Source organism: Desulfobulbus alkaliphilus (assembly GCF_016918545.1).
Lineage (GTDB): Bacteria > Desulfobacterota > Desulfobulbia > Desulfobulbales > Desulfobulbaceae > Desulfobulbus > Desulfobulbus alkaliphilus.
Window position 1 is genome coordinate 1 of sequence record NZ_JAFFQC010000033.1, and the last position, 22433, is coordinate 22433.

15 protein-coding genes are annotated in these 22433 nt (G+C 53.7%); 5 read left to right on the forward strand and 10 right to left on the reverse strand.

What is annotated here, in order from left to right:
• Window positions 1–193: 193 nt before the first annotated feature.
• Window positions 194–2728 carry a glycogen/starch/alpha-glucan phosphorylase gene (locus tag JWG43_RS14455; protein WP_205243659.1) on the forward strand — a complete coding sequence of 845 codons (2535 nt, stop codon included), beginning with the start codon at window positions 194–196 and terminating at the stop codon, window positions 2726–2728.
• 134 nt (window positions 2729–2862) lie between these two features.
• Window positions 2863–4797 carry a phosphoenolpyruvate carboxykinase (GTP) gene (locus JWG43_RS14460; RefSeq protein ID WP_205243660.1) on the forward strand — a complete coding sequence of 645 codons (1935 nt, stop codon included), beginning with the start codon at window positions 2863–2865 and terminating at the stop codon, window positions 4795–4797.
• A 145-nt stretch (window positions 4798–4942) separates the two neighbouring features.
• On the opposite strand, the gene JWG43_RS14465 is transcribed toward JWG43_RS14460, so the two are convergent.
• Window positions 4943–6835 carry a thiamine pyrophosphate-binding protein gene (locus tag JWG43_RS14465; protein ID WP_205243661.1) on the reverse strand — a complete coding sequence of 631 codons (1893 nt, stop codon included), beginning with the start codon at window positions 6833–6835 and terminating at the stop codon, window positions 4943–4945.
• A 427-nt stretch (window positions 6836–7262) separates the two neighbouring features.
• Here JWG43_RS14465 and JWG43_RS14470 point away from each other — a divergent pair, with 427 nt between their 5' ends.
• Window positions 7263–7550, forward strand: coding sequence for a DUF7352 domain-containing protein (locus JWG43_RS14470; protein ID WP_205243662.1), 288 nt, complete (start codon window positions 7263–7265; stop codon window positions 7548–7550).
• A gap of 350 nt (window positions 7551–7900) precedes the next feature.
• Here the strand turns inward: JWG43_RS14470 and purU are convergent, their stop codons facing one another.
• The 5 genes from purU to guaB form a co-directional block, all read right to left on the reverse strand.
• A complete protein-coding gene (purU, locus tag JWG43_RS14475; RefSeq protein ID WP_205243663.1) occupies window positions 7901–8782 on the reverse strand; it encodes a formyltetrahydrofolate deformylase in 882 nt (293 codons plus the stop codon).
• Between the two features lie 321 nt (window positions 8783–9103).
• Entirely contained in the window at window positions 9104–9619 is a 516-nt protein-coding gene (locus JWG43_RS14480; protein WP_205243664.1) for a hypothetical protein, read from the reverse strand.
• A 295-nt stretch (window positions 9620–9914) separates the two neighbouring features.
• Window positions 9915–10694, reverse strand: coding sequence for a LabA-like NYN domain-containing protein (locus JWG43_RS14485; RefSeq protein ID WP_205243665.1), 780 nt, complete (start codon window positions 10692–10694; stop codon window positions 9915–9917).
• A gap of 187 nt (window positions 10695–10881) precedes the next feature.
• On the reverse strand, window positions 10882–12432 hold the full coding sequence (guaA, locus tag JWG43_RS14490) for a glutamine-hydrolyzing GMP synthase (protein ID WP_205243666.1): 1551 nt from the start codon (window positions 12430–12432) through the stop codon (window positions 10882–10884).
• Window positions 12433–12475: 43 nt separating this feature from the next.
• On the reverse strand, window positions 12476–13939 hold the full coding sequence (guaB, locus tag JWG43_RS14495) for an IMP dehydrogenase (RefSeq protein WP_205243667.1): 1464 nt from the start codon (window positions 13937–13939) through the stop codon (window positions 12476–12478).
• Between the two features lie 818 nt (window positions 13940–14757).
• On the opposite strand from guaB, the gene JWG43_RS14500 reads away from it, so the two are divergent.
• The gene (locus tag JWG43_RS14500) at window positions 14758–15375 is read left to right on the forward strand and encodes an L-threonylcarbamoyladenylate synthase (protein WP_205243685.1); all 618 of its coding nucleotides are present in this window, start codon (window positions 14758–14760) and stop codon (window positions 15373–15375) included.
• 273 nt (window positions 15376–15648) lie between these two features.
• Here JWG43_RS14500 and JWG43_RS14505 read toward each other — a convergent pair whose 3' ends face one another.
• From JWG43_RS14505 to JWG43_RS14520, 4 genes are all read right to left on the reverse strand, one after another.
• On the reverse strand, window positions 15649–15936 hold the full coding sequence (locus JWG43_RS14505; RefSeq protein WP_205243668.1) for an HU family DNA-binding protein: 288 nt from the start codon (window positions 15934–15936) through the stop codon (window positions 15649–15651).
• 155 nt (window positions 15937–16091) lie between these two features.
• Entirely contained in the window at window positions 16092–17825 is a 1734-nt protein-coding gene (locus JWG43_RS14510) for a 30S ribosomal protein S1 (RefSeq protein WP_205243669.1), read from the reverse strand.
• A gap of 232 nt (window positions 17826–18057) precedes the next feature.
• On the reverse strand, window positions 18058–18738 hold the full coding sequence (locus JWG43_RS14515; protein ID WP_205243670.1) for a hypothetical protein: 681 nt from the start codon (window positions 18736–18738) through the stop codon (window positions 18058–18060).
• Window positions 18739–18798: 60 nt separating this feature from the next.
• Window positions 18799–19971: a type IV pilus twitching motility protein PilT gene (locus JWG43_RS14520; RefSeq protein ID WP_205243671.1), complete on the reverse strand. Its 1173-nt coding sequence runs from the start codon at window positions 19969–19971 to the stop codon at window positions 18799–18801.
• A 467-nt stretch (window positions 19972–20438) separates the two neighbouring features.
• Here JWG43_RS14520 and ilvD point away from each other — a divergent pair, with 467 nt between their 5' ends.
• Complete coding sequence (ilvD, locus tag JWG43_RS14525; protein ID WP_205243672.1) at window positions 20439–22268, forward strand: dihydroxy-acid dehydratase; 1830 nt, start codon at window positions 20439–20441, stop codon at window positions 22266–22268.
• Window positions 22269–22433 lie beyond the last annotated feature (165 nt).

The following is a 22433-nucleotide window of genomic DNA, read 5'->3' on the forward strand; positions in this document are numbered from 1 at the left end:
CATAGTAATCAATATGTTACACTATTAACGGCTCTCGTCGTTATTCATGCTCTCATTTTCTTCATGTCTGGAGCATGGTGACAACAACTTGATTTATTGTTGTTTTTGAGTTTTAGTTCAGGCACTAATTACAGTAAGATATACCCAAAACAAGAGTCCAGCCGTCACGGATTCAGGCTCAAGAGAGCAAGCAATGGAACCAACCTTGAGCGCCACCTCTGTGCAGGCGGCCCCTACCAATCACAGCTGCGATATCAACAAACTCAAGCGCGCCTTTGCCTATAAACTCTTTTATCAGCAGGGCAAGACGGTGCTCTCGGTGTCCCTCAATGATTATTACCAGGCGGTGGCTCTGACTGTTCGCGACCGTATGCAGCACCTTTTCATCAATTCCACCGAAGCCCAACTGGAAAAAGAAAGTCGACTCGTCTGCTACCTCTCCGCGGAATTCCTTCCCGGCCCGCACCTGTGCAACAGTCTCATCAACCTGGGTTTTTTCAATGAATTTGCCATTGCCGCCCGGGAGACGGGCCTGGACCTCAAGGCCATCATTGACCAGGAAAAAGAGCCGGGACTGGGCAACGGAGGACTCGGCCGCCTGGCCGCCTGTTATCTCGATTCCCTGGCCACGCAGCAAATTCCGGCCATTGGGTACGGCATCCGTTATGAATTCGGCATGTTCGATCAGGAGATCGTCAATGGCTGGCAAAAAGAATTCAGCGATCGATGGCTGCAACTTGGCAACCCCTGGGAAGTGAAGAAAGCCGATCTGGTTCAGGAAGTGGGCTTCGGCGGCTGCACCGAATCCTATGTCAATGGCCAAGGCAATCGCCACCACCGCTGGGTGCCGGCACGGGTGGTGATCGGTATTCCCTACGACACTCCCATTCCCGGCTACAAGGTCAATACGGTCAACACCCTGCGCTTGTGGAGCGCTGAGGCGCCAAAATCCTTTGATTTTCAGGATTTCAATGTTGGCGATTACTTTGGTGCCGTGGCGGAGAAGATCAGCGCTGAAAATATCACCAAGGTCCTCTATCCCAATGATGAACAATTTCAGGGGAAAAAGCTGCGTCTGGAGCAACAGTACTTTTTTGTCTGCTGCTCCCTGAAGGATATGATCAGAATGCACCTCTTCTGTCATGACAGTCTGGACAATTTCCACGACAACTTCGCCGTCCAGATCAATGACACCCATCCAGCGGTGGCCATTCCTGAATTCATGCGCCTGCTCCTTGATGAACATTGCCTGAACTGGGAAGAGGCCTGGGATATCACCACCCGGACATTTTCCTACACCAACCATACCCTGCTGCCCGAATCCCAGGATAAATGGCCGCTGAGCCTGTTTGGCTCCCTGCTCCCCCGGCACCTGGAGATCATCTTTGAGATCAACCACCGCTTTCTCGACCAGGTTCGGCTGCGCTATCCAGGAGATGAGACCATTGTCCGCAACCTGTCCATCATTGACGAGTCCGGGCCCCGTTCCCTGCGTATGGCTCACCTGGCCTGCGTTGGCAGCCAGACCATCAACGGGGTTGCCGCCGTGCACACTCATCTGCTGAAAACATCCTCCTTAGCTGATTTTCATCGTCTCTGGCCTCAAAAAATCATCAATATCACCAATGGAGTCACACCACGCCGCTGGATGCTGGTCAGCAACCCGCGACTCAGCCAGCTGATCAACGAGGCCATCGGGGAAGCGTGGATCACCGACCTGACACAGTTGCGCCGTCTGGAACCTCTGGCAGACGATGCCGCCTTCCGCACCGCCTGGCGGCGGGTCAAACAGGAAAACAAAGAGGATATCGCCGCCTTTGCCCGCGACAGGCACCGGGTCACCCTGGACATCAATGCCCTGTTCGATGTCCAGGTCAAGCGCATTCACGAATACAAACGGCAGCATCTCAACCTGCTCCATATCATCACCCTCTACAACCGTCTCAAAGCCAACCCCACCCTCGATCTGACACCGAGAGTCTGTATTTTCGGCGGCAAGGCCGCCCCGGGCTATTTCATGGCCAAGCTGATCATCAAGTGCATCAATGCGGTTGCCGAAGTCGTTAACAACGACCCCGACACCAGGGACCGGCTCCATGTTTATTTCCTTCCCAACCACAATGTCCAGACCGGCCACTTGGTTTACCCGGTGAGTGATCTCTCCGAACAGATCTCTCTGGCCGGCAAAGAGGCCTCGGGAACCGGCAACATGAAATTCGCCCTTAGCGGAGCCGTGACCATCGGCACCGCGGATGGAGCCAATATCGAGATCCGGGAAGAGGTCGGCGAGGACAATTTTTTTCTTTTCGGTCTGAGTGTCCCCGAGGTGGAACAATTGCAGGCCACCGGCTACCGGCCCGCTGACTACTACCTGAGCGACGACGAATTACGAGCGGCCATCGACCTGATCCGATCCGGCCACTTTTCCCACGGTGACCACGATCTGTTTCAACCGCTGCTCACCAATCTACTCGAACACGATCCCTATCTGGTGCTGGCTGACTACAGATCCTACGTCGATTGCCAGCAACAGGCGGCGGACAGCTACCGCAAACGGGAACAGTGGACGCGGATGTCGATTCTCAACGTCGCCCGTATGGGAAAATTCTCCTCGGACCGTTCCATCGCCCAATATTGCCGCGAGGTCTGGCGAGTCAAACCTTTCCCCATCGAATTGAAATGGCAGCGCATACCCGAGGGCGGGATCGTTTTCCCCCGGCTTTCTTGAAAAACATCCTCAACACTGCATTCTTATTTGCGTATTCGGCAAATTCGAGCTAAAAAAAGTACTTTACAAACTTGTAACTGGTATTTCCGCAGTGATTCTAGAGAAATTCAAGAGCAAAATCCCATGGAGGCAGGATGTTGGAGTTCAAGAAAGGGGTTGATATTTTATCAACGGTAGGCGGCGTCGCAACCATAAGCGAAGCACAAAAACTGTTCGCACAGCAGCTGGACGAGGAGCACCTCGCCCGACTGGCCAGGATAACCAACCAGGAGGCACTGCTCAAGGTCGCTAACGCCATCGCCATGTGCAAACCGGATCGTGTTTTCATCCACACCGGCAGTGAAGAGGACCGGAAAACAATCCGCGGCATGAGTCTGGAAAAAGGTGAGGAAACGTCGCTGGCCATACCGGACCACACCTATCACTTCGATCTGCCCGAAGATCAGGGACGGATGGTGAATCAGACCTTTTATATCGTCAATCAAGATGAGCAGGTCTCTTCCCTGGCAAAAAAAGAACTGCGGTCTGAATCCCACGCCTACATCGACACGAACATGCGTGGCATCATGCAGGGCAAAACCATGTTCGTCGGCTTCTACAGCCGTGGTCCGGTGGGCGCCCAGGCCTCCATTCCCGCCATCGAGATTTCCAGCTCGACCTATGTCATGCACTCCGCGGAACTGCTCTATCGCAACTGCTATGCGGATTTTGACCGGGAAGTCGCCCGGCGGGGTGAGTTTTTCACCAATGTCCACTCCGAAGGTTCGCATCGTTCCGAAGATATCCCCAGGGCGCGCATCTATATGGACCGCAGTTGGCAGACCACCTTTTCAACCTTCTGCACCTATGCCGGCAACACCCTGCTGATGAAAAAAGGCAACCACCGTTTTGCCTCCGATTGCGCCATCTACAAACGAAACGGCCAGGAACTTTCCGAACATATGTTCATCACCGGCATCACCGGGCCGGGGGGGCGGAAAACGTTTTTTGCCGGTGCCGCACCCTCGGGATGCGGCAAGACCACGACAGCCATGGTCGGCGACGATTTCATCGGCGACGACCTGGCTCAGATGTGGATCGAAGAAGATGGCACTTTGCGGGCCGTCAACCCGGAAGTAGGGATTTTCGGCATCATCGAGGATGTCAACTATGAGGGCGACCCGTACCTGATGAAGTGTCTGCGCGAGCCGGGGGCAGAGGTGATCTTTTCCAACGTGCTGATTGACGACCAGGGAAAACCGCGCTGGGTCGGCGATGGTGAACCGCCACCGGAACGAGGAATCAATTTCCAGGGTGAATGGACCAGGGAGATGACCGGGGTGCCCATGTCCCACCCCAACTCACGCTGCACGCTGATGGCCAAAGGGGTACGCAACCACAATGAGGCCATCAACAATGATCCGGCCGGTATCGTCATCAAAGTGATCACCTACTCCGGTCGCGACAGCAACACCATGCCGCCGATCTGGGTGGCGAAAACCATGGATGCCGGTGTTGCTATCGGCGCCTCGATTGTCTCCAAGGCAACGGCGGCCGAAATCGGCGCCAGCGGTGTCAATCGTCAGCCGTGGGCGAACACCCCCTTTGTCGCGGGCAGCCTGGCAGACTATCTCGACGCTCAGTTCAACTTTTACGGCAACAGCAAGATACGCTATAAGCCAGTCATGGCCGGATTGAACTATTTCCTCACCCATGACGCCAGGGGTGGCAGCGGCAAAGGCCTTTTGGGAGAAAAAAAGGATGTCCACGTCTGGCTGGGCTGGCTCGAACTGTTCACCCATGGTGAGGTCCAGGGCATTGAGACACCCATCGGACTGATCCCCAGGTACGATGACCTGAAACGACTGTTCAGGGAAAAAATCAACAAGGAGTATCCCGAAACCCTCTACACCATGCAGTTCTCGCTCTATATCGACAACATAATTACCCGGATCGACCTGCAGGAGGCCGCATGGCGGAAGGAAAAGGGGGCCTCGGAGAGACTTTTCGCGGTCTATAGCGAACAAAGAAACGGCCTTGCAGCCCTCAAGGCAACCCGGGGCGAGGTGGTCAGGCCTCAGGACCTGTAACCCCTTTTGCCCATGAACGACCGCAGCACAGATGCGCGGAACCGATTCCCGCCAAGAACCGGGTCTCAGGGCACATAACCAAAAAACCCGCGTAGCTTCCTGGGAAGCAACGCGGGTTTTTTGAAGGGTGCCGCGGAACAGTCACTCAGCTGTTGTGCATCCGCATCACCTGCTCACGGATGGCATCCGTGCCCATCCCCTGATAAGGAATCTGTTCGGACAATCCGCCCGCTCCGTCTTTCCATGACCCCATATACCCGTACTTCGGTGTATAGCCACGCTCCAGCAACCAGGTCCCATAGCGAATCCCCAATCCGGTTTTCACGTTCTGCGTTTCCACCACCAGCACCGAGGGGCTGGAGCCGACAAGGGCCAGCATGCTTTCATCCACCACATTGAGGACCGGCTTGTTGATCAGGCCGATGTGCACTCCCTCCTCCCGCAGCAGCTCAACCACATGGAGGCAGCGATAGAGCATTTCACCGTAAGAGACAATATAACCGTGGCGGCCTTCCCGAATCACTTCATCACGGTCGGCAGCAAAGGTATAGCCCGCCTCAAAAAACCTGTTCCCCTGCTCGTTGAGAATAAACGGGGTGCCGGATCGGGTTGAATAGATGAAGCGCAGCCCCGGGTCATGGAAGACGGAGCGAAGAACCGCTTCCAACTGGAGGGTGTCAGCGGGAAAGTAGAGCCGGGTCCGGTCATGCTCAGCCAGGCCATTGTCGGCAAAGAAGTTATTGAGACCAAAATGGCAGGTATTGTCCGCCATGTCATCGACCCCGGAATGGGAAAAATGGGCAAGGACATTGGCCTGATTGAGCCGGGCCATGGTAATCTCGGAAATCACCATTTCCTGGAAAGCGGAAAAGGTTCCGTAGATTCCCTGTTTACCGGGTATGGAGCCGAATCCGGCGGCCACGGAAAAATTGTTCCGCTCCATAATGCCACCGTGAACATACACCTCGGGACAGTTCTTGCGGATATGGTGCAGGCCACAGGAACCCTCCAGATCAGAATCCACCACCAGGACCCGCTCAACAGGGTTGTTCAGTCCCTTAATGAGATCTGCAACGATCCGGCCGAATGCATCACGATTTTTGTCCGACTCCGGCGAACTGCCCCGATAGAGAACCTTTCCGCCCTTGGTCGGTTCTTCCTTGAGCAGGGCCACCGCGGCATCCCGCCCTTTGGCAGTGAGATATTCAATGGCCATGGGCACGGGGATGACATCATGCCCCTTGGGTAAGCCTTCGATGCCAGGCACCCCGACCGCCATCGGTCGTTTAATGACCACCGCCACCGGCCCTGGAGTCACGATGGCTTTGTGTATACAGGCAAAGAGTGCGTCGATATCCTCACCGTCGCAGGTGCTGGTTGTCAAGCCATGGCCGGCAAGGGTACGGGCCAGATCATACCCTGGCATATAGACACTGGGATGCCCGGCGATGGTGACGTTATTGTCGTCCACCAGCAGCTTGACCGACAACCCACGGGCCACGGCATACCTGGCCGCTTCGGCATCCCCCCCCTCCTGCTGCGATCCGTCACTGCCGAACAGAAACACCGTCTGCCCGGGATGGGCTTCAGCAACACCGTTGACATGACTCCAGAGGTGACCGAGGCGGCCAGAACTGAAAAAAATGCCGTTCTCCTCTTGACGTTCCGGATGGCCGTAGAGCCCCTGACCGAACTCGCGATAATGCAGGAGCCACTCCGCGGGTTGAAAGCCGTTGAGTACCGCCATCAGGTACTGGATGGCAACCCGGTGTCCGGCTTCGTCAAAATAGACGGGATAACAGGACCCTGTTCCTTTGATAAAACCGTCGGCAATGAGCAGTTCAGGGACAATGTCATAGGCACCCCCGGTGTGACCGCCCAATCCTTTGGTGTTGGCCAGGGCGGTAAAAAAAACAATGCTGTCGCGTGCCAGACGAATATTTTCCAGCAAAGTCGCCCGTTGTTCGGTACTCAATGCTGTTTGGTCCGTGGTGAGGCTCACCGGTGTATATGCCGACAAATCAATAGGGAAATTCATAATAGATCCTGAAAGGTGAAAAGTATAATCCAGTATGCCCCTGACAGGCGCCATCTGCCCGCCGTTGGATGCAAAAAATATCTGCACTGATAACAGAATTGGCAGATTCCGCAAGGATGTTCTTGAACCGGATCACCGCTCAACAGCTGTTCATGGCTCGCAGGGCTGATGGGCGGTATCCTTGCAAATCGGAGACAACAGGTTTACAATCATGAGCCGATTAGAGGTTGCCCGCAAACAAGCGTGCCACGGATCCAGCCTGCGCTGCGACCGCATCCCCGCATCCCTGCTACCGAACAGGATCCTGAATCCGTGACGGCGGTACCAACCTGCAGGTCAGCAACAAACCCGCTCATTCCCGGCAGCAAACCAACAGGTTTTCCCAAGAAGATTGGTTCCTCGGGTGACACCTCATACAGGGATTTTCATGAAGACGATCTGGAAATACGAACTGCAGCCCAACCGTATACAGACCCTCCCCATACCCTTCGGCGGCCATATCCTGACTGTGCAGACCAAAGGAGACAACGCCCCGCTCATGTGGGTCCTGGTTGACCCCGAAATGCCGGTTCAGGATCGACATCTCGGTATCTTTACCACCAATACCGAAGTCCCTGACAATCCCGGACGCTACATCAACACCTTCGTCATCTACGATGGCATGCTTGAATTCCACCTCTTCGAGATGGAGACGATGCCACCGGAAGAGTCCTGACAGACAGTTTCCTGGGTCCGTGATTCAGGAAAGTGGGAGAGGACCTGCTCATTAAGTACGACAAAAAAAGATGGTCCTGGTCCTTGCGGGCTCTGCTCCCAGCAAAGGGTAACCGATCATCCGATCACGGGTTTGAGCCTGCGTGATGTATCACAGGCCTGCAGGGCACACGGTTTCAGCTGCCCCGGTTGTGTGCAGACGTGGCACCACGAAGGGCGGCGGAGCAGGTCTGCTAGAAAAATTCTTCCCGGAACGAGAGGGTTATTACAGTAATATAAAACCCGAACTGCAGCCAACTCGTTACGGATCCAGGGGATTGCCTGTGATCATTGACCAGCAGAGAGGTCGATTCAGCTGAAAACCAGGGTCCGGTTCTGATAAACGAGAATCTGCCGTTGCAGGTGATGGTAAACCGATCGGGACAGGATGACTTTTTCCAGGTCCCGACCTTTCCGCACCATATCCGCTACCGAGTCGGCATGACTGACCCGAATGATGTCCTGAGCGATAATGGGGCCGGCGTCCAATTCTTCTGTGACGTAATGGCTGGTGGCACCGATAAGCTTGACCCCCCGCTCAAAGGCTGAATGATAGGGTCGGGAACCGGGAAAGGCGGGAAGAAAGGAGTGATGGATGTTGATGATCCGATTTTGATAGTGCTGGATGAACTCACTGGACAATATCTGCATATACCTGGCCAGGGTAATGAATTCCACCTTGTGCTTCTTCAGGAGTTCCAGTTGAGCCTGTTCCTGGTCCCGCTTATTGTCTCCATTGATTTCAAAAAAATGAAATTCAACGCCAAACTGCCTGGCCACGGGTTCGAGATCGGCATGGTTACTGATGATCAGCGGTATTTCCACCTTTAACTCGCCGGATTTCCAGCGGGAGAGGATATCATAAAGGCAATGGGGCATTTTTGAGACAAAAATAGCCATCCGCGGAATTTCATGAGAAAAGTGCAGCTGCCATTTCATATCGTACTTCTTGGCGATGAGCGTATCAAAATATTCCCCGATCTTTTCATTAGGAATAATGAACTGATCCAGTTCCCATTCGATCCGCATGAAAAAAACCTCCCGCGATAAATCGACATGCTGGCCGAGGAAGGTAATGTTCCCATTGTTTTTATAAATAAATTCGCTGACTGCGGCGACAATGCCTTTGCTGTCAGGGCAATGGATAAGGAGAATGGCTGTGGCTGGACACGGGCTGGAGTTTATGGAGTTCATTTGATCCTGGTCATTGGAAACACTGGTGATCGGAGAATAGGGCAATCATTCCCATAAAGTAACGAGTTACGGAATAAATTCATAGCATATCCGCATCCATCAGCTTGCGCAAGTCGTGATTACCATCACCGTTTTTTTTATCCTGAATCCTTGACACCTGAATCCGTGACGGCTGGACGATTTTTTGTGTATACCTTGCTGTAATTATATCTTAATTTCAGCAGAATCCTTAAGGAGAACTTTCACCCGCCGCCCTTTGGGGCGTCCGCTCACGGATCCAGGTTGACAATAACCTTCACCACCGGACGAACGTTCACGGATTCAGGTTTCCGGTAGCAAACCCCGCCACCGTTGCTGGATAGTCTCGGTCAAGCAAGGGGCGCTCTTCTGCCAGCGACGGACGACTTCTTCCTGCTCTTCTCTCAACGCTTGCAGAGCCTCCACATACCCGGTGTACCCATGCATGCAGGCGACTTTCTCCACCGCCGCCCGCCTGGAAAGGCCTTGCCGGCGAACCAGAGCAAGATAGCTCTGATACGCGGCCTCCCGGGTATTGCCGGCCTGGACAGGTGCCGGCCCATTCGGCGGCAATCCAGCCGGGTTGATGAACAGAATATATTCGGTACTGGCATCATGAACCGGATGGCGGTATGCCGGAAGCAGGCTGCATAATTCGTCCATCAACGCCTCGCGATTCTCACCGTTGGCCCATGCCGCGGCCCGACCGGTCAGGGACGCAAACAGGGCCACAGCCGCGGTCATATCCACGGCATATCTGGTGGCCGCCTCTCGGGCCGCCGCCCTCCTGCCGTCCTGGTCAGGTTGTAATTTCTCCATAGGCTCAAAAAATCGATTGAAAGAGGGTTCTCCTACCGTATAGCCGAAGACGAAGGCGGTGCTGCCAGTTCCCTGAATCCGTGAGCGTTAGTCCGTGCGTCAGCTTCGTTGTTCGTGACCGTTCGATTAAAGTACACTTTATCGGACGGTTACGGGCAATGAAGATGGCGTGCGGACGGATGCCCCCGAAGGGCGGCGGGTGAAAGTTATTGCCAAGGATCCCGCTGCAATTATATAATGATTGCAAAAAGATATGTCCAAAACAGGAGTCCAGTTGTCACGGATTCAGGAGTTTTTAACCTTCTTTAAGCAGGCGAATATCCCAGGCCTCGGAACGGTTATTATTGGCCGGATTTTCGACGATCCTGAACTCGAAAATCCGGTGCGGCTCCTGGAAAAAATGATCGGAAGCCAGGGTTGATTTAGACAAATGGAAAAACACGGTTTCCGATTGCAGCAGATTCTCCTGCAACCGGTAATAGCGGAAAAAGCCGAACCCCCGTTCCTGGTTGAAGTTGGCAATCTTGCCGCGCTGCCACTGTTCACCAGCATCACCGTAACTGCTGCCGGCTATGGGCAGCAGCCCAGGGACAAGAAACCCCGAGATATACGAATCAGCCACCTCGCGCAGGTCCTTGCTGACATTATGAAAGCCAATGACCTCCACCCGGCAGCCCATGTTCTGCAGGGCGATGATAAGTCGCAGAAAATCTCCGTCCCCGGTGAGCAGAATGATCCGATCGAGATTTCTTGCCTGAAGCAAGGCATCGATGGCCAGATCCATGTCAGCATTGGCCTTGGTGGTGATATTGCCATCCTCATCCCGGAAGCGGCGGACATATTTCTTGATAATCTTAAAGCCGCAGTTGCGGAGAATATTATGATACGCGTATACTTTCTGCCGATAATCAGGATCCCGCTGGGTCCGCTCATGGTCCTCGGCAAGATAGCAGTTGGCCCTGAGCATCACCGAATTCGCGTTGTTGGCCAGATCGACAAGCACATCATAGCGCATGCCGTATCCACCACTCATCTTGATATTTTCCGCATCAACATATATTGCTGTTTTCAACATACACAATGAACCACCGGTTCAAACCGATACCTGAAATTCATGACGGCTGAACTCCTGCTTTGGATATATCTCGCTGTAATCAGTTTATAATGACAGCAGAATCCTTGATAATACCCTTTACCAGCCGCCCTTGGGGGGCGTACGTTCACGGATATCCAGGCGATAGACTCCCCTCTCTTTATTGTCGCTATTCCCACTCAATGGTGGCCGGGGGCTTGGATGATATGTCGTACACCACCCGGTTGACACCCCGCACCTCGTTGATAATCCGGTTGGAAATCCGGCCGAGAATCTCATAGGGCAGGCGTGCCCAATCGGCGGTCATGGCATCCCGGCTTTCCACTGCCCTTAAGGCAATGACATGCTCATAAGTACGGGAATCCCCCATGACCCCGACGGTCTGAATCGGCAGCAGGACGGCAAAAGACTGCCAGACCTTACGGTACCAGCCGGAATCTTTCATTTCCTCAAGGACGATGACATCGGCCTGACGGAGAATAGCCAGGCGATCGACTGTCACCTCGCCCATAATGCGAATCCCCAGTCCTGGTCCTGGAAAAGGCTGGCGAAAGATGGCCTCTTCGGGCAGACCGAGTTGGAGACCGAGTTCACGGACCTCGTCCTTGAACAGTTCCCGCAAGGGTTCAATCAAGGCAAGGTGCATCCGTTCGGGAAGTCCACCGACGTTATGATGCGATTTGATGGGGGCTTTTCCCCGGAACACAACGGATTCAATGACATCGGGATATAGTGTTCCCTGCGCCAGATAGCGTACCGTGCCGAGTTTGCCGGCCTCCTTTTCAAAAATGTCGATGAACCCGTACCCAATTCTTTTTCGCTTTTCCTCCGGGTCCACCACCCCTTGCAGAGCCGTGAGAAAGAAATTGGTCGCATCGACATCGATAACATGGAGATGGGTTTTTTCCCGGAAAAATCGCAGGACACTTTCCGATTCACCCGTTCGCATCAAACCGTTATTGACATAGATACAGGTCAGCTGATCGCCGATGGCCCGATGGACTAAAGCAGCGGTGACCGAAGAATCGACTCCGCCGGACAAGGCACAGATGACCTGCTCCGATCCCACTTGAGCCCTGATTTCCGCCACAGTGGTTTCGATAAAGGAGTGCATGGTCCAGTTCGGCTGACAACCGCAGATCCCGAAGATGAAGTTGCGAAGAATATCGTTGCCGATGAGGGTATGGGCAACTTCAGGATGGAACTGGACGGCAACAAAGGGCTGGTCGACATGACGCAGGGCCGCATAGGGCGAATGATCGCTGGTGGCGGTGACCTCGAAACCGGGGGCTAATTCCTCGATACGATCACCATGGCTCATCCAGACCTGATAATGGGCGGGAGCAATCTCCATGCCGGCAAAAATGCCGCCGGTGTAAGCGATATTAAGCCGGGATTGCCCGAATTCGCGTTTCTCGGCGCGCTCAACCCTACCTCCCTGTTGAACCATCATCAACTGGGCGCCATAGCAGATGCCGAGTATCGGAATACCGAGGGTAAAAATTCCGGGATCACTGATCGGTGCGTCCGCATCGTAGACACTGGCTGGACTGCCGGAAAGGACAATCCCTGTGGGTTGCATCGCTTTGAGTTCAGCCAATTCAAGGGTGTAGGGATGAATCTCGCTGTACACTTTCTGTTCGCGGATGCGGCGGGCGATCAGCTGGGTGGTCTGCGAGCCAAAATCGAGAATAATTACCTTCTGCTTATAAGTCGACATGGGCTGCCTATGCATGTATGAAAACAATGAGAAAAAACGGTGGCTACAGACTTTCAGTCCGGTAATTCGGCGCTTCCCGGGTAATGATGACATCGTGAACATGGGATTCGCGAAGACCGGCAGTGGAGATCTGAACAAAGCGGGCCTTCTGGTGCAGTTCCGCAATGGTGGCGGCGCCGGTATACCCCATGCCGGATCGCAGACCACCGAGCAACTGGTAAATCATCTCCGCAATCGGACCACGGTAGGGCACCTTGCCTTCAATACCCTCGGGAACCAGCTTGCTGCTTTCCGCATCCTGGAAGTAGCGGTCACCGGACCCTTTTTTCATGGCACCGATGGAGCCCATGCCGCGGTATCCTTTATATCGCCGCCCCTGATAGAGGAATGTATCACCTGGGGTCTCGTCGGTTCCGGCGAACAACGAACCGATCATCACCGAGTGGGCACCAATTCCGATGGCCTTGCAGATATCCCCGGAAAACTTGATACCGCCATCGGCTATGATGGGAATACCTTTTTGCACAGCGACCTGAACACAGTCTTTCAAGGCGGTGAGCTGAGGAACACCGACACCGGCAACGATCCGGGTGGTACAGATCGATCCAGGCCCTACACCGACTTTGACGGCATTGGCACCTGCCTTGATCAGCGCACCGGTCGCCTCACCGGTGGCAACATTACCGGCAATGATGGACAAATCAGGGAAATGGCTTTTAACCTCCGCCACAGCGCGGAGTATATCGGCGGAATGCCCATGAGCGGAATCGAGAACCACTACATCGACCTTGGCCTGCACCAGGGCCTCGGTCCGCCCCAGCATGTCCGGGCCTACGCCGATGGCCGCGCCAACCAGCAAACGTCCCAAATCATCCTTGGCGGCATTAGGATATTGTTTTATTTTTTCGATATCCTTAATGGTGATCAACCCTTTGAGTCGACCATTGTCGTCCACCACCAGCAGTTTTTCGATCCGATGCTCATGGAGCAGCGCCTTGGAGTGGACCAGATCAATCCCCACCGGCGCGGTCACCAGGTTTTTACTGGTCATGACATCGTTCACTCGCAGCCCATCATCGGAGACAAAGCGCAGGTCACGGTTGGTGACAATGCCGACCAGTTTGTCACCATCAAGAACAGGCAGCCCGGATATCCTGTAGTTACGCATGATCGCCTGCACCTCGGCCACACTCTGATGGCGGGTAACCGTGATCGGGTCAACAATCATGCCGGATTCAGATTTTTTGACCTTTTCCACCTCCTTGGCCTGTTCGTCAACATCCATGTTCTTATGAATGATGCCGATTCCCCCCTCGCGAGCCATGGCAATAGCGGTCTGATGCTCGGTGACCGAATCCATGGCAGCACTTAGCAGTGGCGCCTGCAGCTCTAGAGTATCGGTAAGGCGAGTTGTTAAAGAAACATCCGAGGGCAGAATCTCCGAAGCCCCTGGAACGAGAAGCACATCATCAAAGGTGAGCGCCATGGGAATTTCTTGCTGAAACATGCTAGCTCCTTATCGGCTGGAGGAAAACAGAAAAAAAAAAGGGGCGCGGTCGGTGTCGCTGTCTGGCAATGCACTGATTGTTCGCCGGAAGAAAAAAGGATAGCCCAGCGGAAACATGTCTTCCTGAACCAGCCCGCATGCACGGGGATGCACATATTGGATAAAAAAAGCCATCGCCCAGGAGCATAACGAAACAGGCCGGGCACAGAACCGGACAGGTTCATGGCGCCGGGCTGCAGCCCGACCTGTAGTATATAGTATCCTGGATCCGTGAACGTGCGGACAGAAGCCCCGAAGGGCGGCTGGTGAAGGATATTATCAAAGGATTCCGCTGCAATGATACGCTGATTATAGCAAGATATATCCAAAACAAGAATCCAGCCGTCACGGATTCAGGCATCTGTATCGGGGACAGTTGAAGACTTTACAATAAACGTATAGTTTAGCAAATTCCAATAAAAAAAGAAAGCACCTGTCCAACAACCCCCTGAGTACGACTGTCGTTTCCTTGCCCCATGAACGGTCCCTTGGTGTACAGGGCAAGGTTCTGCTGAGCGCCGGGATCGATGACCATCAACGTGCACCCGCTGAACAGCGACTCTTGTTGGTTTCCACCCAGAGAGCGAATACTTCAGGCCGAACAGCGCAGAGGGTAAAACAGGAGCAAGCAGAAAAAAATCTGGCATTTTCAAGAGGTTCTTGCTTAATTATGCATTGAGTCTTTTTTCCGGCGCCCTCCAGGGCATGCCGGCATGCGCACCATATCCGGCACAAAAAAGCTCCAGTTGCCTGAACTTCATGATACCCAAATTCCGCTCATGGCCAGAATTTTTGAAATCAATCCTGCGAATCCGCAACCTCGTCTCATCGCCCAGGTGGTTGAGACCTTGCATCGTGGAGGGGTTATCTGCTATCCCACTGACACGATGTATGGTATCGGCTGCGACATCTTCAACCAAAAAGCCGTTAAACGAATCTATCAGATAAAGAGGCGTCCCAAGGACAAACCTTTCAGCTTCATGTGTGCCTCTTTAACCAATATCAGCAATTACGGGCACGTCGGCAACACTGCGTATAGAATGATGCGCAAAAACCTTCCCGGTCCGTACACCTTTGTCCTTTCGGGTTCTAAACTGGTACCGAAAATCATGCTGACCAGGCAGAAAACCGTCGGCATCAGGGTACCGGCCCATCCGATCTGTCTGGCTATCCTTGAAGCTCTGGGCAACCCGATCCTCAACACCAGCGCCACGCTCGAGGATGATGACCAGCCTGTCTGCAACAGTCTCGATGTCGACAGGCTCTTTGGCAAACAGGTGGACCTGATTCTCGAAGGAGGTGAAATCATCCCGCAACCTTCAACCGTCATCTCACTGCTGACCGAACAGCCGGAAATACTCCGGGAGGGTAAAGGGGATATCAGCCCTTTCCTATAGCCCAGGCCTCAATCCATAACGTCTGGGCTCTTGTTTCGGATAGATTTTGCTGTCATCAGATTATAATTACGGTAAAATCCTTGATAACAACCTGCACCGGCCGCTCACGGATCCAGGCCTGGGGAAAATCAAGACAGAGCACGGTTCACCAGCACCGAATCTGCCATGATCAGGCTTTTGTGGCGAGGATGACTCTGACTTTTCATGGCGGCGATCAAAAAAAAAGACCGAACCAAGGCATTGGTTCGGTCTTTTCTCGGAAAAAAATTCCTGTTACTCAATTTCGTCGATCAGCACTTCCTTTAAAGATTTGCTCATGGTGAAATGCAGGGTCTTTCGTGCAGGAATGTTCATCATTTTTCCTGTTTTCGGATTTTTTGTTGTCCGTGGTTTGCGTGTCCGCACCGAAAAACTGCCGAACCCTCGTATTTCCACCCGCCTTTCCTCGGCAAGCGCTTGGGAAATCTCTTCAAGTATGATTTCAACAGCCTGGGCGATGTCCTGCTTATAGTAATCGCCAAGCTGCTCGGAGACCTGATTGACCAGTTCACGCTTCAGCATGATAAGTATCCTTTTAAACCAACCGCATCGTTACCAGGTAACATAAGGCCCTTGTTGCGGAGACAAGAGGAAGGGGGCTTCACCTGACCGCGCTTAGCGCAGCAGGGTGAAACACCCGTTGCTAGCCTTATAGACGATCATCCAGGGCGACGCGTCTATTTATTCACATCCTCACCTGCCGCTGCTTTCAAGAGATCTCCGATGGTGGATGGCCCGGTGCTCTGTACTTTCTGCACATATTCTTCCGGTGCGGCACCATCATTGTCCTCTTGTTCCTGCAACGCTTTCACGGAAAGACCGATCTTGCGATCATCGGCTGAGACATTGATTACCGTGGCCTGCAGGGTATCGTTGATATGGAACAAACCCACCGGTGTTTTCACTTTTTCCTTGGAAATCTCGGACACGTGTACCAGCCCTTCAATCCCCTCTTCCAATTGAACGAATACACCAAAATCAGTGACGTTGGTGATGGTCCCCTCGACAGAGGAGCCGATGGGATAATTGCTGGCTGCAGCCTGCCAGGGGTCAGGTTCCAGTTGCTTCACGCCCAATGAAAAGCGCTCGTTTTCCTTGTCGATCTTGAGCACGACCGCCTGGATGGTTTCCCCTTTGGCGTATTTCTCCGAAGGATGTTTAATTCGTTCGGTCCAGGAGAGATCCGAAACATGAATGAGACCGTCGATGCCCTCCTCAATGCCGATGAAGATACCAAAATCGGTGATGTTTTTAATTTTCCCCTCGATGACCGAACCAACGGGATAACTCTCTTCAACCACATCCCAGGGATTGGGCAGCAATTGCTTCATACCCAGTGAGATCCGCTTGGTCTCGGCCTCAACCTTGAGTACCTGCACTTCGATCTCCTCGCCAACGCCGACGATTTTTGAAGGATGGCGTGGTTTTTTCGACCAGCTCATCTCCGAAATGTGCACCAATCCCTCGACCCCTTCTTCAAGTTCGACGAAAACCCCGTAATCAGTGATGGAGACAACCTTCCCCTTGACCCGGGAACCGGGGGCATACTGTTCTGGTACCCGCTCCCAGGGATCGGTTTTCAATTGCTTGACCCCAAGAGAAACCCGGTCGGAATTTTTATCGTACTTGAGGATCTTGACCTCGATCTCTTCACCGACGGTGTACAGCTTGGACGGATGAGAGACCCGACCCCAGGAAAGGTCGGTGATATGGCAAAGCCCATCCATGCCTCCCAGGTCGATGAACAAGCCGTAATCGGTGATATTGGTGATGCCACCGCGGATGATCTGGCCTTCCTCGAGGGTGGTGCGCATCTGCTCACGCAAGGCACTGCGCTGACTTTCCAGGATAGCACGCCTGGAAATGACAACATTGTTGCGCTTACGGTTAAATTTGAGAATCTTGAATTCAAAAGTCTGGCCAATAAGACCATCAAGGTCCTTGACAGGACGAAGATCGATCTGGGAATAGGGAAGAAACGCAGGCACCCCGATGTCAACGGACATACCGCCTTTAACCCGGTTGTCGATACGGCCCTCAATGGTTCCGTCCTCTTCCTGGATGTTGGCGATCTGCTCCCAGACTTTGATAGCAATGGCTTTTTCACGGGAAAGCAGCAGCCCGCCTTCCTCCTTTCTCTTTTCAATGAAGACTTCGAACTGGTCACCGATCTTAATTTCCCGATCTGGATCCTCATGGCGGAATTCGGCAAGGGGAATAAAACTTTCCGCCTTATCGCCGACATCGATCAGGACGGCGTCACTGCTGAGACCGACAACAGTGCCAAGGGCAACCTCACCGACATTAATGACGGTGTTGTTGTCTTCCTGTTCAAAAAGTTCCGCAAAGCTCATTTCCTCAAAGCTGTTGTCTTCTGCCGCAAACGCGGGTTGAGTTCCGTTTTTTGTCATGGAGTGTTCCTGTGGGGGAACCGATACCGGTCCCAGTCAATGATTAATAATACGCCAGAGACGCTCTGCCTCTGTTCGTCCTTCTGACAAGGGAAATTATCTACCAGAATCGTCCCTGAAAAACAACTGTTTCCGCTTGAAAAAAGGTATTTCTTTGCCTGCAGTCCTTTAAAACCCGGCCTGGTCGGCAAACGGCCGCACACCTGTTGGCAGCAGGAGAGATCCACGTCCATCAGCGTTTTCCATACGTGCCGAGTTCTTCCAGAAAGGGGCCGAAAAGCTCTTCATAGGCTGGAATCGCTTTGCGCAGAACGATATCGAGGTGATGCAGATCACTGGTGCTGATGGTGAGATTGGCGGAATTGGCCAAAGCTTCCAGGTCGTAGAGGGTGCGCAGCCGGTTACCGATAAGAATGTAAAAAATGTACCGCCTGCGCTCCATCGGCAGATTGCGCATGTAGGCATGAAAGGCGGATTGGCCCAGATCACCTTCCATTTCCGTTCTGAACACGACGGAGGAAAAATGAACGAACCGCATACGTTCGATGGCAGCAGCCACCGAGTCGACCAGGACCACCTGATAACCAACGGCCTCAAGAGATTCGCCAATGCGTTGACGAAGTTCACCGGGAGTGTCAAGAACAAGGGCCATGGGCACATCTTCGACTGTTTCCTCCCCCTTGTACAAACCCGATTGTAACCAATCAAGCTCTGGAGGCGGTGGTGGCTCCACCTCGACAGTTCGGTGTTCTTCAAGGCTTGGAGCCTCCAGGGCAATGCCGTTTCGACATTGGGGGCATTTCAAAGCCAGTTTTTTTCCGGCCTCCAGCCTGGACAATGCTTGTTGAATCTTGGTAATTTGATCATCACTGAACTGAAACGGTTGCAGGCAACGAGGACATTGAGTCAACATGAGATATCCTTACTAACAGTGTCGGAAGGGTAAAAAAGGGGGCAAACGGGAAACACCTCATTATCGAGCATACGGATCATTCTCCTCCTGCTCCATGCGCAGGTCGTCGATGTTTGAGGTGCGCTCTCCGCGGGAGGCCTTGATCGTGTCCAGCCCCCGTTTAATTTCACTGCGGTGGGAAGCATGAACAATGGCGGCTTCCTCGGTGATCAGCCCGGTTTCAAACAACTCCATCAGATGCTGATCAAAGGTGCGCATATCACGGGTTGAACCTTCGCGGACAACATTATAGAAAGTCTTTTCCTCGGTTTCACCGTTGATGATCAAATCCCTGACCCGCAGACTGGTGCACAGGATTTCCAGGGCCGCCACCCGGCCACCCCCGACCCTTGGCAACAAGCGCTGACTGACGATCCAGCGGATGGTATCGGCCAGACGGTTACGGATCTGGGGTTGCTCATCTTTTTCGAACATACCAAGAATTCGGTTGATGGTCTGCCCGGTATCAATGGTATGCAGGGTGGAGAAGACCACATGCCCGGTCTCCGCCGCGGTGAGAGCGATTTCAAGCGTTTCCCGATCGCGGATTTCGCCTACGAGAATGACCTTGGGTGCCTGTCGCAGGGCTGCGCGCAGACCGCTGGCAAAGGTATCGAAGTCATCCCCCATTTCCCGTTGATTGAACGTCGCCATTTTATGAGGATGGACATACTCGATGGGATCCTCCAGGGTCACGATATGGACAGGCCGCTCCTCGTTGATCCGGTTGAGAATTGCTGCCATGGATGTCGTTTTTCCCGTGCCGGTGGCGCCGGTAAAAAGGATAAGTCCATTCACCTCCCGGGCCATCTTACTGAAGGCCTCGGGAAACTGGAATCCCTTGATGGAGGGGATCTTGGTCTCAAGTTTTCGCAAAACCGAAGTATAATATCCTTTTTGCGAAAAAATATTGACACGGAAGCGAACCTTGTCATCAAGAGAGTAGGAGAGGTCACATGACCCTTTGGCAACCAGATCCCGAAGCAGGCGCCGATTACCGCCAATGAGATTCAGAGCGAACACTTCGGTCTGAAACGGGGTCAGTTCAGTCACCGGAGGCTTGACATCCACCGGGACCAAGACACCGTCGCTTTCCACCTGCAGGCTCTTGCCCACCGTCAGGTTCAGATCCGACACCCGATCATGCTTGTGGAGCATGGCAGTGATCCAATAATTAATCTCCTGTTGTTTCATTGCTTATACCAGTTTAAAATTGACGGAGAGTTCTTTTTTGGTTCTATCGTTAACCAACAATAAAAAACAAGGAAAAAATAGTAAGCAGCTCCAGTGGCTGCCTTTTCGCGCCAAAAGCAAGAACAGTATCCAGGGTCCGCGAACCTTCGTCCGTGCGTCAGCTTTATCGCCTTTGCCCTTTCGATTAAAATTGACTTTATCGGACAGTTACGGACAATAAAGATGGCGAGCGAAGGGATGCCCCCAAAGAACGGCTGGTGAAAGTTCTTGGCAAGGATTCCGCTGCAATTACAAGATAATTACAGTAAGACATACTCAAAACAAGCGGCCGTCACGAATTCAAGAGCATGGCTGCCGGACCCACGGGTGAGACTCACTCCCCCACAATGGTTCGATTCTGCACAACGACCTTTTTTTCTGAACAAGGATAACAGCAAACAGTCAAATAAAGAGTGATGGAGAAAAAAATGACTCACCCACTGCGGAGTGCGGCAACGACGGAAGGGAGAAGGATGGCAGGAGCCCGGGCGCTCTGGCGGGCTAACGGCATGCAGGAGGCGCAGTTCGGTCGACCGGTCATCGCCGTGGTGAACTCGTTCACCCAATTTGTCCCCGGCCATGTGCATCTGCACCAGATCGGCCAGAGAGTGAAACAAAGTATCGAAGAGCAGGGCTGCTTTGCCGCCGAATTCAACACCATCGCCATAGATGACGGTATTGCCATGGGCCATGACGGCATGCTCTATTCATTGCCGTCCCGGGAACTGATCGCCGATTCAGTGGAATACATGTGCAATGCCCACAAGGTCGACGCCATGGTGTGCATTTCCAACTGCGACAAAATCACTCCGGGCATGTTGATGGCGGCCATGCGGCTCAACATTCCCGCCATCTTTGTTTCCGGTGGCCCCATGGAAGCCGGCCGGATCGGCAACAGAGCCCTTGATCTGGTGGATGCCATGGTTATGGCTGGTGATGACACCGTCAGTGACACCGAGATTGCCGAAGTCGAGCGGGCCGCCTGCCCGACCTGTGGCTCCTGTTCCGGCATGTTCACCGCCAATTCGATGAATTGTCTCAACGAGGCCCTGGGCATGGCCCTGCCGGGCAACGGCACCGTGGTTGCCACCCATGCGGCACGATTGAGCCTGTTCGATCAGGCAGCTGAGCGTATTGTCTCGCTATGCAGCGCCTTTTATGATCAGGGTGATGATTCGCTCCTGCCCCGCTCCATTGCCACTAAGGCCGCTTTCGAAAATGCCATGGCACTGGATATCGCCATGGGCGGCTCCACCAATACCGTTCTCCACATCCTCGCCGTGGCCCACGAGGCCGAAGTCGACTTCACCATGCACGATATCGACGCCCTTTCCCGCAGGGTCCCCAATCTGTGCAAAGTTGCTCCCAGTTCCCATTTCCACATCGAAGACGTCAATCGCGCCGGGGGCATCCTCGGCATCCTGGGAGAGCTTGATCGAGCTGGCCTGCTCGACACCTCTGTTCTCCGGGTCGATGGACTCACCCTGGGCGAGGCGCTTGACCGCTATGATATCATGCGACCTCAGGTCGATCCATCGGCCAGAAATCTGTTCCGCGCCGCACCGGCGGGTGTTCGCAACCTGGTCATGGGATCCCAGCAGACCCTCTATGACGAACTCGATACCGACCGGGAAACAGGCTGCATCCGCCGGATCGAACATGCCTACTCCCGTGACGGGGGCCTGGCCGTGCTCTTTGGTAACCTCGCCGAAAAGGGATGTATCGTCAAAACAGCCGGCGTGGATCCTTCCATTCTCCATTTCATCGGGAGGGCTCGGGTCTACCACTCTCAGGAGGATGCCTGTGAAGCGATTCTCTCCGGTGCGGTCCAGGCCGGAGACGTGATTTTTATCCTCTACGAAGGCCCCAGGGGAGGGCCGGGCATGCAGGAAATGCTTTATCCCACCTCATACCTTAAATCCCGCCATCTGGGGGCTGCCTGCGCCCTGGTCACCGACGGCCGTTTCTCCGGAGGCACCTCGGGTCTTTCCATCGGCCACGTCTCTCCGGAAGCGGCCGGGGGCGGGACCATAGCCCTGGTCCGGGACGGTGATTCCATCGATATCAATATTCCGGACCGAACCATTTCTCTTCTGGTCAACGATGAGGAGCTTGCGGAGCGACGCCGTCAAGAGGAGAGCAAAGGTATGCTGGCATTTACCCCTTCACGGGTACGAAAGGTGTCCAGGGCGCTTCAGGTGTATGCCCACTTTGCCGCTTCGGCCGACAAAGGTGCGGTACGACTGCTCAATCGGTAAGTCCGGAGCCGGTCCAATACCCTTACGTTCAACCGGGAATGTCACCATTCCCTGAATCCGTGACGGCTGGACGCTTGTTGTTGACATATCTCACTGTAATCAATTTATAATTGCAGCAGAATCCTTGACAATACCTTGCACCAGCAGCCCTTCGGGGCATCCGCT